At 40.6% G+C, this 14,750-nt stretch carries 19 protein-coding genes and 1 riboswitch; of the genes, 16 read left to right on the forward strand and 3 right to left on the reverse strand.

The features are described 5' to 3' along the window. The first annotated feature begins 63 nt into the window (after positions 1-63). The 7 genes from M44_RS17285 to M44_RS17320 all read left to right on the forward strand — a co-directional run bounded on the left by M44_RS17285 (position 64) and on the right by M44_RS17320 (position 5,514). Positions 64-303, forward strand: coding sequence for a DUF1146 family protein (locus tag M44_RS17285; protein ID WP_010175612.1), 240 nt, complete (start codon positions 64-66; stop codon positions 301-303). A 155-nt stretch (positions 304-458) separates the two neighbouring features. Next, a complete protein-coding gene (locus M44_RS28495; protein ID WP_010175613.1) occupies positions 459-800 on the forward strand; it encodes a hypothetical protein in 342 nt (113 codons plus the stop codon). After that, positions 694-1,197: a YwmB family TATA-box binding protein gene (locus M44_RS26485; RefSeq protein WP_237705329.1), complete on the forward strand. Its 504-nt coding sequence runs from the start codon at positions 694-696 to the stop codon at positions 1,195-1,197. The genes M44_RS28495 and M44_RS26485 overlap by 107 nt, the downstream gene beginning before the upstream one ends. A 32-nt stretch (positions 1,198-1,229) precedes the next feature. After that, positions 1,230-2,540, forward strand: coding sequence for a UDP-N-acetylglucosamine 1-carboxyvinyltransferase (gene murA, locus M44_RS17300; protein WP_010175615.1), 1,311 nt, complete (start codon positions 1,230-1,232; stop codon positions 2,538-2,540). A 345-nt stretch (positions 2,541-2,885) separates the two neighbouring features. Further along, positions 2,886-3,896, forward strand: coding sequence for a stage II sporulation protein D (spoIID, locus tag M44_RS17310; protein WP_010175617.1), 1,011 nt, complete (start codon positions 2,886-2,888; stop codon positions 3,894-3,896). Between the two features lie 175 nt (positions 3,897-4,071). Then, complete coding sequence (locus M44_RS17315; protein ID WP_010175618.1) at positions 4,072-5,046, forward strand: arsenic resistance protein; 975 nt, start codon at positions 4,072-4,074, stop codon at positions 5,044-5,046. A 30-nt stretch (positions 5,047-5,076) separates the two neighbouring features. After that, a complete protein-coding gene (locus M44_RS17320; protein WP_010175619.1) occupies positions 5,077-5,514 on the forward strand; it encodes an OsmC family protein in 438 nt (145 codons plus the stop codon). Positions 5,515-5,685: 171 nt separating this feature from the next. Here M44_RS17320 and M44_RS17325 read toward each other — a convergent pair whose 3' ends face one another. After that, positions 5,686-6,060, reverse strand: coding sequence for a VanZ family protein (locus tag M44_RS17325; protein WP_010175620.1), 375 nt, complete (start codon positions 6,058-6,060; stop codon positions 5,686-5,688). A gap of 163 nt (positions 6,061-6,223) precedes the next feature. On the opposite strand from M44_RS17325, the gene M44_RS17330 reads away from it, so the two are divergent. The 7 genes from M44_RS17330 to M44_RS17355 all read left to right on the forward strand — a co-directional run bounded on the left by M44_RS17330 (position 6,224) and on the right by M44_RS17355 (position 12,219). Then, complete coding sequence (locus tag M44_RS17330) at positions 6,224-7,111, forward strand: stage II sporulation protein SpoIIQ (RefSeq protein ID WP_029326957.1); 888 nt, start codon at positions 6,224-6,226, stop codon at positions 7,109-7,111. Between the two features lie 275 nt (positions 7,112-7,386). Further along, on the forward strand, positions 7,387-7,533 hold the full coding sequence (locus tag M44_RS27175; RefSeq protein WP_155814998.1) for a hypothetical protein: 147 nt from the start codon (positions 7,387-7,389) through the stop codon (positions 7,531-7,533). A 647-nt stretch (positions 7,534-8,180) separates the two neighbouring features. Then, positions 8,181-8,453 (forward strand): sporulation transcriptional regulator SpoIIID, encoded by a 273-nt coding sequence (gene spoIIID, locus M44_RS17335; protein WP_010175622.1) that lies wholly within the window; start codon positions 8,181-8,183, stop codon positions 8,451-8,453. Between the two features lie 526 nt (positions 8,454-8,979). Next, positions 8,980-9,990 (forward strand): rod shape-determining protein, encoded by a 1,011-nt coding sequence (gene mreB, locus M44_RS17340; RefSeq protein WP_010175623.1) that lies wholly within the window; start codon positions 8,980-8,982, stop codon positions 9,988-9,990. A gap of 251 nt (positions 9,991-10,241) precedes the next feature. Beyond that, entirely contained in the window at positions 10,242-11,054 is an 813-nt protein-coding gene (locus M44_RS17345; protein ID WP_010175624.1) for a flagellar hook-basal body protein, read from the forward strand. A gap of 24 nt (positions 11,055-11,078) precedes the next feature. Then, positions 11,079-11,918 (forward strand): flagellar hook-basal body protein, encoded by an 840-nt coding sequence (locus M44_RS17350; RefSeq protein ID WP_010175625.1) that lies wholly within the window; start codon positions 11,079-11,081, stop codon positions 11,916-11,918. Positions 11,919-11,934: 16 nt separating this feature from the next. Beyond that, positions 11,935-12,219, forward strand: coding sequence for a DNA-directed RNA polymerase subunit beta (locus tag M44_RS17355; RefSeq protein ID WP_010175626.1), 285 nt, complete (start codon positions 11,935-11,937; stop codon positions 12,217-12,219). A gap of 160 nt (positions 12,220-12,379) precedes the next feature. On the opposite strand, the gene fabZ is transcribed toward M44_RS17355, so the two are convergent. Then, entirely contained in the window at positions 12,380-12,805 is a 426-nt protein-coding gene (gene fabZ / locus M44_RS17360; RefSeq protein ID WP_010175627.1) for a 3-hydroxyacyl-ACP dehydratase FabZ, read from the reverse strand. Between the two features lie 292 nt (positions 12,806-13,097). Here fabZ and M44_RS17365 point away from each other — a divergent pair, with 292 nt between their 5' ends. Beyond that, on the forward strand, positions 13,098-13,496 hold the full coding sequence (locus tag M44_RS17365) for a hypothetical protein (RefSeq protein ID WP_237705330.1): 399 nt from the start codon (positions 13,098-13,100) through the stop codon (positions 13,494-13,496). Between the two features lie 49 nt (positions 13,497-13,545). Here the strand turns inward: M44_RS17365 and M44_RS17370 are convergent, their stop codons facing one another. Then, a complete protein-coding gene (locus M44_RS17370; RefSeq protein WP_010175629.1) occupies positions 13,546-13,881 on the reverse strand; it encodes an XRE family transcriptional regulator in 336 nt (111 codons plus the stop codon). 554 nt (positions 13,882-14,435) lie between these two features. Beyond that, positions 14,436-14,519: riboswitch (cyclic di-GMP riboswitch) on the forward strand. A gap of 38 nt (positions 14,520-14,557) precedes the next feature. Here M44_RS17370 and M44_RS26490 point away from each other — a divergent pair. Continuing rightward, positions 14,558-14,698: an anti-repressor SinI family protein gene (locus M44_RS26490; protein ID WP_010175630.1), complete on the forward strand. Its 141-nt coding sequence runs from the start codon at positions 14,558-14,560 to the stop codon at positions 14,696-14,698. Positions 14,699-14,750: the final 52 nt, after the last annotated feature.

Consider the following 14,750-nt stretch of genomic DNA (forward strand, 5'->3'; position numbering starts at 1 on the left):
TTTCGACAAGATTATTGTGATACAATACACATGTTATCGTATTTTAGCGAATGGGGGAATGATATGGACACTACCTACTTTGCTCAGCAAGCGATCGTCAGCATGATGGTACATTTAGTTTTTTTTGCTGTGACGTTTTGGGCATTACTGGCGTTAAACTTAGAGAAACTCTTGAAGAAAAATCGCGTGGTTCAAGCACGCTTATTATATGTATTGTTAACGATCAGTATCGGTAGTCTGGTTAGTTCTTTTTTTCTTGACTATTTATCATGGTCCCAAAGCTTAGTTCACCTATTACCATAATTTTCATTTGGTTTGTTATAAAATATTTGTAGGCAATTGTTACATTTTTTTGTATGATATAAAACGTATGAAAAATATGTTAGATTCTGCCGACTTTTCCCTAGTATGAACATTTTCCGAGTGGAAACAATGTGAATATGGGGAGGAGATTTATTATGAAAAAATATATATTCTTGACTTTTGTTAGTCTGGTATGTTTTACCTCATGGGTATTTGGGAAAACAACCAATGCAGATGATAAACAAACAGATTTACTCGTACTTGAAGAAGCTGTTCAACAAACAGATGCAAGCATCACTGAATGGTCTCTATATGCAAGAGAGAGACTTTCTATCTCTACAGAAAAAGGATTTACTGAACTTGTGGAAAATATGCAACAAAAATATCAACATGCAAAATGGTCTAGTAAAAAAAAAGAAAGACCAAATGAAGTATTCAGCAATCATACCATCATCTTTTGGTACCGAAAAGGTGACTTGGATTTTATACACACATGACCCAAGTGCTTCGTATGCTATTTATGAGTTGCATGGAGATTTTGAATCGACACAACAGATGAAAAAGGCTTCAGACTATTTTCACAGAAAAATTACCACACTATTCAACAAAAATCCTCAAATTTTCTCTTGTATCAAAGGCGTATTCAATGATAAGCTTGACAATGTTTTACAAAAACAGGTGAACCATTTAGTGGTAAATCTCGAGGCAGAGAAGATAGAAGAAGTTTCTGAAAATGAATTTTACTCATTATCTTCATATAGTACTCATTTCAATGAAGCAATTTCATTAAACAAACAACAAAAAATGAACATGCAACTTGGCTTAAGAGAAACAGGATTGGGCTTAACTACTACCTTTGTAATAGGAACGCCAATCCTAACGACTGAATATTAATATAGAGAATTTGGACGCGGAGGGGAATACTCTTGGATAAAATTATCGTCCGCGGCGGACAGAAACTGAACGGTACAGTTAAAGTAGAAGGCGCAAAAAATGCTGTTCTTCCTGTCATCGCTGCCACATTATTAGCTAGCGAAGGAAAGAGTGTCATTAAGGATGTACCAACTCTTTCCGATGTATATACGATCAACGAAGTACTACGTCACCTAAATGCAGATGTGTCATTTGAGAATGGTGAAATTACAGTAGATGCAACACGTGAATTATTGGTAGAAGCACCATTTGAATATGTGCGCAAAATGCGTGCATCCGTTCTTGTAATGGGTTCACTTCTTGGGCGACTAGGTAAAGCTCGTGTGGCATTACCTGGTGGATGTGCAATTGGTTCAAGACCAATTGATCAACACTTAAAAGGCTTTGAAGCCATGGGTGCGAAAGTCAAAGTGGGTAATGGTTTTATTGAAGCTGAGGTTGCTGGAAAATTACAAGGCGCGAAAGTATACCTTGACTTCCCAAGCGTTGGCGCAACGGAAAACATCATGATGGCGGCTGTTCTTGCAGAAGGCATAACAATCCTAGATAATGTTGCAAAGGAACCTGAAATCATAGACCTTGCAAACCTTTTAAACAAAATGGGTGCAAACGTGAAAGGTGCAGGAACTGGAACCATCCGTATCGAAGGTGTCGACAAACTTCACGGAGTAGAACACCACGTTATTCCAGACCGTATTGAAGCAGGAACATTCATGGTAGCAGCGGCCATCACGGAAGGTAACGTACTTGTTCGCGGTGCCGTACCTGAACATCTTAGCTCATTAATCGCAAAGATGAAAGAAATGGGAGTAGAAATCCAAGAAGAGGGAGATGGCCTACGTGTCATCGGACCAAAGGAATTAAAAGCGGTTGACATCAAAACAATGCCTCACCCAGGATTCCCAACTGACATGCAAGCACAAATGATGAGCTTACTGTTAAAAGCAGATGGCACGAGCATGATCACAGAAACTGTATTCGAAAACCGCTTCATGCACGTAGAAGAATTCCGTCGTATGAACGCAGATGTAAAAATCGAAGGACGCTCTGTTATCATTAACGGCCTTAACGATTTACAAGGCGCAGAAGTAGCAGCAACCGACCTTCGCGCAGCAGCAGCCCTAATCATCACAGGATTAGTATCAGAAGGCTACACGCGCGTAACAGAACTAAAACACTTAGACCGTGGCTACGTAGATTTTCACTTAAAACTAAAAAGTCTAGGAGCAGACATCGAACGTGTATCTGAAGAAGTAGTAGAGCACGACAATGTCGTAGAATTACCTATCAAGAAAAACGCATAATGGCTAAAGAACCCAACTCTTGAAATGAGTTGGGTTTTTATATTGTTTATTGGAGGGATTTGTTGCGTAGAGAGTTTAGTCTTGTGCGGCGGGAAGGAGAAATGGTGCGGCAACCAAAGGAAATGGTGCGGGAGACGGAAACCGTGCGACAGGAAAAAGCTCCTGCATCAAAGCCCCTTAAAATACTTACACTCCCCCAGAAAATCCTATCTCCCCTCCCCAAAATAAGATAAAATAAAACCAATCCTCAAACCGTTTCTACTAGCACATTTCTATACATATTCCCCCATGACAGCTCATACATTGTAATGTAACCAAGAAAAATCAAATCTGGAGGCATTATGCATGAATCAAATGAAGCTTATTCTCGGTATTATATCTGCCATGCTCGTCGTAACGTTTATCATTCCAACCGTACTCGTATTGCCCTTTTCAGAGAAATCGGACTCTGAACAACTGGATGAAACACAGCAGACAGAGAAGACGACCTGGTCTGGACTCGAAGGACCAGTTGATGTCGCCGTATTTCGAACCGCTTCTAACACCATTGAAAAGCTACCTTTAGAGCAATATATCATCGGTGTGGTAGCAGCTGAGATGCCAGCAGATTTTGAAAAAGAAGCCTTAAAAGCTCAGGCCCTTGCAGCAAGAACGTACATTGTGAACATGCTAGCTATTGGAGCGAAAGATGTCCCAGAAGGAGCAGACGTCAAAGACACAATCGATTACCAGGTCTATAAAAATGTCGTAGAACTCAAAACCATATGGGGATCAGATTACCAGTGGAAGCTTGATAAAATAACAGAAGCAGTAGTTGAAACAAAAGGTCAAATTATTACTTACGAAGGGAACCCAATTACAGCTACCTTCTTCTCCACAAGCAACGGCCAAACCGAAAATTCAGAAGCCTATTGGAGTAAAGAGGTCCCGTACTTACGAAGTGTTGAAAGCCCTTGGGACGAAGCCTCTCCAAAGTTTGAAGAACAGAAAATTATTACCCTAAAAGAATTTCAAGATAAGCTAGGGATTACTCTTCCAACTGACGGGTCTGTGGGTAAAATAACGTCAAGGACGCCAGGAAACCAAGTAGCTGAACTTCAAATCGGTGACAAATCGTTCACGGGTAAGCAAGTTCGAGATCTACTGGAGCTTAATTCAGCGGATTTTACATGGGTGCAAAAGGAAAACCATATCGTCATCAACACGAAAGGCTACGGTCACGGGGTAGGAATGAGTCAATACGGAGCGAACGGAATGGCGAAAGAAGGCAAGTCGTATAAAGAAATAATACTTCATTATTATCAAGGTGTTGAAATCGTTTCCTCCGAAAACATTCTTACAGCGTTGAACCGATAACATAGATTCGGGGCCACCCGTCCAATCTGGATAACCGATTGGACGGGTGGCCTCTTTCATTAATCTTAATACTTTTAAAAAAATGTAAGCAACTGACTATACAAATAATACCCATTAGGGTATTATAATCTACGTAGCGAATACACAAAGTATGTACGAAAGGATTGATGTGAAGTTGAAAAAGCTTTATACGTTTCCGCAACGCTATTTGTTGCTAAGCGTCCCACTAACGCTCCTCTTAGGATTTCTAATTGGTACCGTTATGGATACAAGTTTCTTACAACCAACCATTCTCATTGCAACAATTATTATGATTTATGCTACGATGATTGGTTTAAAGCTGAAAGAACTTACTTCGGTAAAAGGATCTAAAGTTTTAGGGTTATCACTCCTAATTAACTTTTTAATTATACCCCTAGTAGCATTTGTGTTGGGTAAAACACTATTAAGTGAGCACCCCATCATGTTTGCAGGGTTAGCACTGTCAGCATTACTGCCAACAAGTGGCATGACCATATCCTGGACGGCCATACAAAAAGGCAATGTTCCTGCAGCGGTAAGGCTAACGGTATTTGGGTTAATTTTAGGGTCTTTGTTAACACCTTGGTATTTACTCTTGATGGTAGGAGAATACGTGGACATCGACATCGTAGAAACATTTCAAACGATTGCATTAGTTGTGTTTGTTCCTTTAATTTTAGGACAAGTCACGTTCTACATGTTGATGAAAAAGTATACGATGGAGCAATTCCAGAAGCGTGTAAAACCGAACTTTGCGCCTTTAAGTATTTGGGCCATGTTATATGTCGTATTTGTAAGTATTAGTATGAAGGCATCCATGATAATAGAAAACCTACAATTAATTGTATTAGCGTTTATCGTATTATTGGCATTCTATTTCCTAAATTACATTATCAGTACATTTTTCGCTAAAAGTTTTTTATCAAGAGAAGATGGAATTGCATTGGTAAACGGCACTGTCCTGAGAAACCTCTCCATTGCGATTGGACTTGCTGCCACTTCATTTGGAGCAGAAGCCGCACTAATTGTAACCATTGCCTTTATCGTTCAACAACAAACCATTGCTTTTTATGGAAGGCTATCAACAAAGCACTGGTTTAAACCAACAGCAAACGTACAAACAAACTAATCGATATTACATCAAAGGAGAAATCATAAAATGAACAAAATGACATTAAAAGTAAACGCAACAACAGAAGGAATCACAGTAAAAGCTAACACAGGCAAACATGAATTCTTTATTGACGAAGGAAAACAAATGGGTGGACAAGACAAGGGTCCAAACCCACTTCAAGCAGTACTTGGAGCATTAGCTGCATGTGAAAACGTAACAGCGAACATGGTGGCACGTGAAATGAAATTTAACCTTGAAGGCATCACCTTTGAAATAAAAGGAACATTCGACCCACGAGGTTTTATGGGAGACCCATCTGTACGCCCATACTTCGAGACCGTAACAGTCGAAGCAAAGGTCCAAACAGATGAAACAGAAGAAAGAATCAAAGAACTTCAAGAAAAAGTAGAATCTCGTTGCCCTGTCTACACAATGATGAAGGCAGCAAACATTGAAATGAACGACACTTGGACAAAAGCATAAGCGATAAAAGAGACGCCACTCGCTGTCGTCTCTTTTTTTATTTTAATAATGTAAGGCTTAAACCTATCTCCAACCTTCTATTAACGACCAGTAACTCAGTAATTCCACCAATAACATCAAAGACGAAATAAAAAAGGGAGCATACCCAAATGGTACACATCCCAAATCCCATCAATCACTCGTTCTTTTAAAGAATTGTCGATCTACAAAGTAGTACAGTATAAACACACCTGTCACATCCTTCACCACATCAATAATTGATGAGGATCTAGAAGGGACAAAGCTTTGGTGGAATTCATCAACGATTCCGTAAAGACTCGCGACAATAGCCACAACAAAGTTCGTTCGACCAGTAAAATGTCCATGAGCACGTAATGCCATTACAAAGAGGGCATATAAAAGGGCAAACTCAACAATGTGCAAGGAATCTTTCACAACCCCACTTAGGATACGATCGGACACAACTGCATCGGCTGGATGACTAGACATCAACCAAATCGCGATCAAGTAGAGAAAAGGAAGGGTGGTCCAAACCATTTTCTTCATCTATCAACACCTCTATTTCAGTAGGAATAGTATACCATGGAAAAAAATTTTAAAAAAAGACGTATAATCTAGAAAGTTTGTCGAAAAATAAAAAGTAAAAATTTTTTCTCAAAATGTATATAAAATTGTGAAAGTGTAGAGAATGATTGCTGAGGTGATGAAAATGAGAGAGGAAGAAAACAACAAGTCTTCTCTGAAGTCAAAGACAAAAGCAATCTTTAAAAATCGTTGGGCCTATCCTGCACTATATTTAGGAAGCGCTGCTATCATTATTACGAGTATCCTATGGTACCAAGCAGCAAATACACCTAATATCGCAGAAGAGCCACAAGACTTTGGGTATGTTGAAAATGGAGCGGTTGGTCAGAAGGATTTAGAGCCTACAGCAGAGGTAGTATCACAAGAAGAAACGGTTGAAATGCCAGTCATGAACCCAGATGCCGTGACAATCATTAAGCAATTCTACAATGCACAAGCATCTGCAGAAGAGCAAGAAGCAGCACTTGTCGTATACAACAATATCTATTATGAAAACACAGGAATTGACATCGCGATGGACGGCGAAGAGTTTGATGTTGTCGCATCTATGAGCGGTAAAGTAGTTAGTGTTGAAGAAGATTCTTTCCTGGGAAATTATGTCGTACTTGATCACGGGAATGGTGTAGAAACTCGTTACCAAGCAGTGAAAGATGTCATGGTTTCAGTGGGTGAAGTTGTAACTCAAGGAGACAAGCTTGCAATTTCTAGCACGAGTGAGTTAAACAGTGAAGCGGGCAACCACTTACACTTCGAAGTACGTAAAGACGGTATTGCAGTGGATCCAATCGCATTCTTTAATCGTCCAGCTCAAGAACTTAAAGACGCAGATCTTTCTGAAGAAGAACCGAAGAAAGAAGAAGCAGAAGAAGGTACTGAAGCAGGTGACGGAGAAGAATCTACAGATCCAGAAGCTGAAGACCACCAAGCAAACCCTACTTCTGAAGAAGGATCAGATTCTGATTCTGACTCAGACTCAGAAAATAGTGAAGACCAAACAGAAGATCAAGAATAATATAGCGTACGAAGCCTGTTCCCGAGCGGAGCAGGCTTTATTTTATGGAAAATTTCCGAGGAAATGTGACAATGAGTTAGTATACTGTCAGAATAATGTCCGTTCATTCTCTCTCGTAAACTAGGTAATTTCATTATGTTCATAAAGTATTTTCGACAGCGTGAGCGATTTTTGTAGGACAGATACGGTTGCTGAATCTGCTGGAACGGTTCATACTAGTAAAAAGCCTTTAATTAACAGAATATACTGAAATCTAAGAGGGGTAGGGGTGCGGTATGGCAGTTATTTTATTTCTCCTATTAACAGGAGTTTGCATGGTAGTGGCTCTAAGGTACAAAAATCCGGTTTATGTTCTTATTCCATTTTTATCATTACTAGGGTACGTCCTTTTACTCGTTACACTAGCGCCACATCCATATTAATACGGTATTATTACAGAGAAAGGCACATGGTTACGTGCCTTTTTATCATTCACCATACTCTCACAGTTCATTGGAACGGTTTTTTGTAAAAGTTGAATTTGTCGATACATACTCGAGAGAAACCATAGAACCAGCCCAAGTGACAAAAAGCACCAAAGTTGAGACGATCACAACCTGCCGCATAATCTTATCACTACACAATTCAAGCTGAACTAGAAAAGGGGTTGTGAGCACAACTAAAATTGAGATCTCTCTAAATGCCAGTAAAATATAACAATTTTCAAAAAAATCCCTACCCTACTTGTCCTTATTAGGCCAAACGTGCATATTCAGTCGCACAAGCTAATAAGATGATACAAACCTAACAAATAGAGAGGTTTGAGATGAGTTTCGTTGGACGTACTCTAGACAAGGATTGTAGGCAGAATAATCGTCGTAATGAGAGAGCGAAGAAACACGTAAGGCGCACTCTCCCGCAAATCATGGAGAAGCCACCAATAGGGTCATTTTATAAGATGAAGTAGGATCAGAGTTAGGGGTAGTTCTTTATAGACAGATGTTTCGCTTCTTGTGCGGGTCATCGATAGACCAAGCATAGCGAGTCTCATTTCACACTTTTCTTACCAACCTAGAGGAGGCTGAACAGTGTGCACGATTACATCAAGGAGAGAACTGTCAAGATAGGGAAGCATATCGTGGAGACCAAGAAAACGGTTCGCGTCATTGCGAAAGAATTTGGAGTATCCAAAAGTACTGTACACAAAGACCTGACGGAAAGACTACCAGAAATTAATCCTGAGCTAGCAAACGAAGTCAAAGCGATACTTGATTACCATAAATCCATCCGTCATCTCCGTGGAGGCGAAGCAACTAAGCAAAAGTACAAAAAAGAAGAAGTCGAAAGCGAGCCTGTCAATTAATCTTCGAGCAGAGGTGACCATAACCTCTGTTTTTTGTTGTGAGTTCCAATGTAAAAAGGAATAAAACCATACCCACTCAGAGAAGCAGCGCCGAAATACTAGTAGACTCCGTCTAAATTCGCTCATCTTGCGCCAAATGCCCATCCCCTTGCGCTCAAGTAAATACGCCTTGCGTTTTTTGTAAAAGACCTGCGTTTAGTTAGAACATTTCCGCATTCAAATCGGCCATGATTGGGCATAACGTAACAGACCATGCGCCCATCCGCAAAGCCCTACTCTCAACAAAAACACCTCTTCGGAGAGCTCGTGCCCCATTAATTTCCAATCATCCACCCAAATACCTAAAGAACTATAAAATTTGTAAGAAAAACGATTTTTATTTTGACAAAAACTCGTCTCCTTCGACAGATTTATGATAAAATATAAAACTAGGTGAAATAGATTCATTATTGAATTATCGGTCACTAAACGTAACTACTTTACTATATAGAACCCATTACGGTGTGGAAGGGAGTAAGATGTTCTGATGTTTGCAAGGGATATTGGAATTGACTTAGGGACGGCGAACGTGTTGATTCATGTGAAGGGCCGTGGAATCGTTTTAAATGAACCATCAGTAGTAGCGTATAATACGGACACAAAGAAAGTGTTAGCAGTGGGAGAGGAAGCTCGCCGTATGGTAGGGCGTACACCTGGTAACATTAAAGCGATGAGACCATTAAAGGACGGAGTTATCGCAGACTTTGACATAACAGAAGCCATGCTACGTCATTTTATTAACAAATTGGATGTTAAAGGGATGTTTACACGTCCTCGTATTTTAATCTGTTGTCCAACTGGGATTACAACGGTCGAGAGAAAAGCGATTCGTGAAGCGGCTGAGAAGAGTGGCGGAAAGAAAGACGGCATTATTCTTGAAGAAGAGCCGAAAGTAGCAGCAGTTGGTGCAGGTATGGACATTAACCAACCAAGCGGTAACATGGTTATTGACATTGGTGGGGGAACAACTGACGTAGCCGTTCTATCCATGGCAGACATCGTAACCTCCCAAAGCATCAAAATGGCAGGCGACAAGTTTGATGTTGAAATTTTAAACTACATTAAGCGCCAATATAAGCTATTAATCGGTGAGCGTACAGCAGAGGAAATTAAAATCCGTATTGGTACAGTATTCCCTGGTGCGCGCAACGAAGAAATGGACATTCGTGGACGCGATCTTGTAACCGGTTTACCTCGTACGATTACCATCAAGAGTGAAGAAATTGAGGGAGCACTACGTGAACCAGTTAGCAACATCGTACAAGCCGCTAAGAATGTGCTAGAAGCAACACCTCCAGAGCTATCTGCAGACATCATCGACCGCGGTGTTATTTTAACAGGCGGCGGAGCGCTATTGAACGGAATTGATATGCTTCTATCAGAAGAGCTAAAGGTTCCTGTTCTAGTGGCAGAAGATCCACTAGACTGTGTGGCACGCGGAACAGGCATCATGCTTGAGAACATCGGCATGTTGGACAAGCGTAAGAGAATTATGTAATACACGCTAGACGAGAGATATTATTTCTTTCGTTCTTTTTTTATGGGAAAGTTTATAGGAAGAATGGTCCGTTTTTATTCCAACAAGTTCTCATGATTTCAGGCAATCTCCTCAAAATCTTCAAGAATCGTCTAATTTCCATATTTTTTGAAGCAATATCGCGAAATTTTGGTGTTTTTGTTCGTAGCAATCCTTTATAATAAAAGAAGCGTATAAAATGAGAACGAATCATATTAAAAGAGGTGACCCCTTTGTTAAGAGGATTGTACACAGCAGCATCTGGGATGATAGCCCAGCAGCGTAAAACCGAGACACTTGCGAATAACCTAGCCAATGCGAATACACCGGGCTTTAAAGCAGATCAAACGTCGGTCCGATCATTTCCAGAAATGCTTCTAATGAGTGTTGGACAAGGTACTCTTCCAAATCAGCAGAGATCTACCATACCACAACTCAATTCCCTACAAACGAGCATTAGCACAGGGGTATATGTTCAAGAGCTTACTCCTCTTTTATCCCAAGGTGACCTTTTTGAAACCGGTATGAAGACAGATATTGGCCTTTATGATATCAATGTCCCACAAGGCGGTACGGTCCTCTATACGGTCCAAGGAGAAAATGGGGTGTCCTACACAAGAAACGGTAACCTCACTCTTGACGGCAACGGTAGCCTAGTGACAAGCAACGGTTACTACGTGTTAGACACAAATGGCAACACCATCACTCTCGGAAACGAAGACTTTACGGTGAATGACCAAGGTGAAATTATCCAAAATGGTCAAGGGGTGGCAAAGCTTGGCGTAGCCTACGCGGCCGATGCCTCCACCCTTCGTAAAATAGGGACTGACCTTTATGAATCAGACGGACAGCTACAGAATGCTTACAACGTAGAGGGACTTCAGTTCCAAACCGTTCAAGGCTTCCTAGAGAACTCAAATGTTAATGAATCTCAAACTATGACTGACATGATGACCGCTTACCGATCATTTGAAGCAAACCAAAAACTTCTGCAAGCTTATGATAAAAGCTTAGACAAAGCCGTCAACGAAATCGGCCGACTATAAACGATACGTTAGGAGAAAGATGACATGAACCGCATAATGAACGTGGCCACCAATACCATGGCCCAATTGCAGCAACACTTAGATGTGATCTCACACAACGTGGCAAACGTAGACACTAACGGCTACAAAGCCCAAAATGCCCGTTTCAGTGAAATGCTAGTTCAGCAGTTTGACAATCAGAAAAATCCAGCGAATGAAATCGGTCGACTCACTCCAAATGGTCTACGTCTAGGCGTTGGAGCTGGAATTGGCCAAATCCAAATGAACACATCACAAGGAGCCCTTCAATCAACGGGGCGATCCCTTGACTTCATTTTACAAAACCAAACGCACTACTTTAAAGTATTAAATCAAAGCGGCGGCCAGTCGGAGGTCAACTATTCTCGGAGCGGAGCGTTCTATCTGTCACCACTAAACGATGACACAGCGATGCTAACAGACGCGAATGGTAACCCTATTTTAAATAGCGACGATCAACCGATTACTATTCCTGGTGATGCGACAAGCTTCTATCCAGATCAAAACGGTGTACTGGTCGTAGAAACGCCACGTGGTCAGGAACGGATTGAACTTGGCGTGGTTTCCATCCAAAAACCACAATTTCTAGAATCCAAAGGCGGCAACTTAGTTGGGCTTCCAACCAACTTCAACCAGCTTGACGTCGATGCAAACACCATCTTAACAGATTTAAACGGAGCAAACCGTGCAGAAATTTCTGTAAAACAAGGCTTCATAGAGAAATCAAACGTAGACCTTTCGAAAGAACTAACAGACATGATCAACGTACAGCGCTCCTATCAATTCCAAGCGCGTACAATCTCCATGGCCGACCAAATGATGGGCTTAGTGAACGGTATTCGTTAGAAGGAGACGGAAGTATATGAAGGAAACACAAGAAGAACTAAAGGAAACAAAAGATAGTAATCCAACCTCCAGAGAAGAACGCAAACAGCAAAAGGAGAAAAAAGAAAAGGATGAAAAGCCACGATTCCGCGTCCGCCTCATCCCCATCTGGCTTCGCCTTCTCCTGTTCTTCGCCCTGCTCGCAGGAAGTCTCGCAGCTGGTCTTATGGTAGGGTACGGCGTAATGGGCGGCGGCAATGCAGCAGACGTCTTCCAAAAAGAAACCTGGACTCATATAGTTGATTTAGTGAAAGGCGAATAAGAAAAAACGAGACTGAAAGCAGTCTCGTTTTTTTGATTAGTTATTTTCAGTCTTGGGAAAGCCCTCGCGAAGGATGATGAGTTTTTGACGCAGGAAAAGGGGATAAACAGCGCAAACGAGCCTAATCCAAGCCCATGAAGCCAAAAATCAGCAAAGGGATCTACTCCCCAATTGCAAACATCATTTCCGTCTCACAAACAATTTCACCATTCACAGTGGCTACACCTTTCCCTTTACCGATCGGGCCCTTAAACCGAATCATTTCAACCTCTAAGTGTAGCTGGTCTCCGGGCTTTACCTGCTTTTTAAATCGGCACTTATCAATCCCTGTAAAAAAGGCAAGCTTGCCCCGATTCTCATCCTTCTTAAGCATCGCAACTGCTCCAACCTGAGCCAATGCTTCAACAATCAGTACACCAGGCATGACAGGGTAATCTGGGAAATGACCTTGGAAAAACTCTTCATTTCCTGTTACGTTTTTAATTCCCGCTGCTTTTATACCTTCTTCCACAAATAAAATTTTATCTACTAATAAAAATGGATAGCGATGAGGAATGATTTCCTTAATTTCTTGAATATCTAACAACACGAACATCCTCCTTTAAAGTCATTTACACCATTGTACTAAAAACCTTAACGATTTGCACTTAATTTTAGTATCTGGTACTAATAATTAGTATAAAATAAGAACAACACTTCCACCCTCCCCACTTATTAACAGTCATTACTGCTCTTAACTTGCACACACTACTAGAGACCAGCAATAGCTGATCAAATTTCAAGGGATTCTCGAAAGGGGTACGAGTACTTTGGATAAAAAGTTACTTGGCATTTTAGGGGGAGCAGCTTTAACAACGGCTTTAATGACAGGTTGTGGGATGGCAGATAACGATAATAATCTGACACCAGAGGACGAAGGACCACTTAACGTGAACTACCGTGATGACGATATGCGTATGGATATGAACGAAGAAATGAATTTCGATGGACGTGTCAATCAGTACGGTGATACAGATATGGACACAGATGTTGGAGAGCGAATCAATGAGAACATCAATGAAAATCTCTTCAATAACGACAACGTTAATGATGAGATGAACGATAATGACTACGATTTCTCTGAGCTTGATAACCGTTACGATGACGGAATCAATGAGATGGACGGGCAAGAAAACGTGAACTTTAACACAGACCCAGCAAAAGACCGTAACACACCGGAAGAGGACATTGCTGAAGATTTAAAAGATATGCGAGACCGTGATAACAAGGATGAATAGCTAGTAGCTAGAAGAGCAGGGGCAACCCTGCTTTTTTTTGTGAAATTGTTCAGCATTCAGCATGTTTACGCTTGTACTGCATAAGATTTATAAAAGTATGAAATTCTTGTTTGGTTAACCCATCACTCACAGCCTCTTCAAGCAGTCGAACCCACTCCTGATCTAAAATCGTATCCTCGAACCTAGAAGCGGTGGAATCAAACAAATCTTCTAGCTCAACGTGTAAAGTATCTGCAATCCGAAGCAAAATTCTGATGGACGGGTTTTTTTGTAACCCTCGTTCAATGGAGCTAATGTATGACTTTGACACTTTTGAACGAACTGCTAACTCCTGCATGGTTAATTTCCGCTCTTCCCGCAACATTCGAATTCTATTTCCTACCATAGACCTAAACTCCTTTACACCCTCTTTTGTTCATTATAAAGAACATTAGAGAGAAATAAAAGGCATATTTTTGCTAAATTGTTCGTTATATAAAATTTAACTGTTGAAAACAGTTTGCTTATAAGTATATAATGGACAAAACTGTTCTTTTTAAAGAACATAATGTTTGAACTATATAAAATAGGGTATAGTAGCTAGTATTCTTCTCCTACTATAAGCCCAAACTTGGAGGCGAATGGAATTGTTTAAAAAAATAATGCACTCGTTGTTATCGCCCTTCTTACAGTGCATCAGAGTTCAATCAATGGATCTGCCCTTCCTGTGGTTACGACATCACCGATAAACCTTTCATGGACGCCACATCTACACTCTCCAACAGCTCAACACACTATCTTTCCATCCAAAAAAACTCAATCTTTACAAAGACAATATACGTCATAGAGGATAATAGGAGTACGTGTCGGAAAAATTCTGAAAAAACAGTGAAGTTACCGACATATTCCAACAAAATCCAATTTTGGGTACTTGTATAATTGTTTTAGATGATGCGAGTAAATTAGAAAGGGCAAACTCATTGAAAAATGAGGACGCAAAGTCACAGGTCTAAGGCATGTAGCTAGGATGGCTGGTCTGCCTCTACAATATACTAAAAGTATAATTAGGAGGTAAGTGAATAGTGGTTAAGGAAGAACTCGATGTAGAATGGATGGAATTAGTCAAGGAAGCTCTATCAGTAGGTATTACAAAAACAGAAATAAAAGAGTTCTTACAGTCACAGACCAATCCAACAAATAGACAAGTGATCAAAACGAGCTAATACATAACACATATAGACATATGTTTTAAGAGGAGGTCATACTGGCTTCAAT

It is taken from the genome of Bacillus coahuilensis m4-4 (genome assembly GCF_000171615.1).
Lineage (GTDB): Bacteria > Bacillota > Bacilli > Bacillales > Bacillaceae_K > Bacillus_T > Bacillus_T coahuilensis.

Excerpts from the sequence above, each read along its gene's own strand:
- M44_RS17285 (WP_010175612.1), top strand. The coding sequence starts at position 64 with ATGGACACTACCTACTTTGCTCAGCAAGCGATCGTCAGCATGATGGTA.
- M44_RS28495 (WP_010175613.1), top strand. The coding sequence starts at position 459 with ATGAAAAAATATATATTCTTGACTTTTGTTAGTCTGGTATGTTTTACC.
- M44_RS26485 (WP_237705329.1), top strand. The coding sequence starts at position 694 with ATGCAAAATGGTCTAGTAAAAAAAAAGAAAGACCAAATGAAGTATTCA.
- spoIID (WP_010175617.1), top strand. The coding sequence starts at position 2,886 with ATGAATCAAATGAAGCTTATTCTCGGTATTATATCTGCCATGCTCGTC.
- M44_RS17320 (WP_010175619.1), top strand. The coding sequence starts at position 5,077 with ATGAACAAAATGACATTAAAAGTAAACGCAACAACAGAAGGAATCACA.
- M44_RS17325 (WP_010175620.1), bottom strand. The coding sequence starts at position 6,060 with ATGAAGAAAATGGTTTGGACCACCCTTCCTTTTCTCTACTTGATCGCG.
- M44_RS17330 (WP_029326957.1), top strand. The coding sequence starts at position 6,224 with ATGAGAGAGGAAGAAAACAACAAGTCTTCTCTGAAGTCAAAGACAAAA.
- M44_RS27175 (WP_155814998.1), top strand. The coding sequence starts at position 7,387 with ATGGCAGTTATTTTATTTCTCCTATTAACAGGAGTTTGCATGGTAGTG.
- mreB (WP_010175623.1), top strand. The coding sequence starts at position 8,980 with ATGTTTGCAAGGGATATTGGAATTGACTTAGGGACGGCGAACGTGTTG.
- M44_RS17350 (WP_010175625.1), top strand. The coding sequence starts at position 11,079 with ATGAACCGCATAATGAACGTGGCCACCAATACCATGGCCCAATTGCAG.
- M44_RS17355 (WP_010175626.1), top strand. The coding sequence starts at position 11,935 with ATGAAGGAAACACAAGAAGAACTAAAGGAAACAAAAGATAGTAATCCA.
- M44_RS17365 (WP_237705330.1), top strand. The coding sequence starts at position 13,098 with ATGGCAGATAACGATAATAATCTGACACCAGAGGACGAAGGACCACTT.
- M44_RS17370 (WP_010175629.1), bottom strand. The coding sequence starts at position 13,881 with ATGGTAGGAAATAGAATTCGAATGTTGCGGGAAGAGCGGAAATTAACC.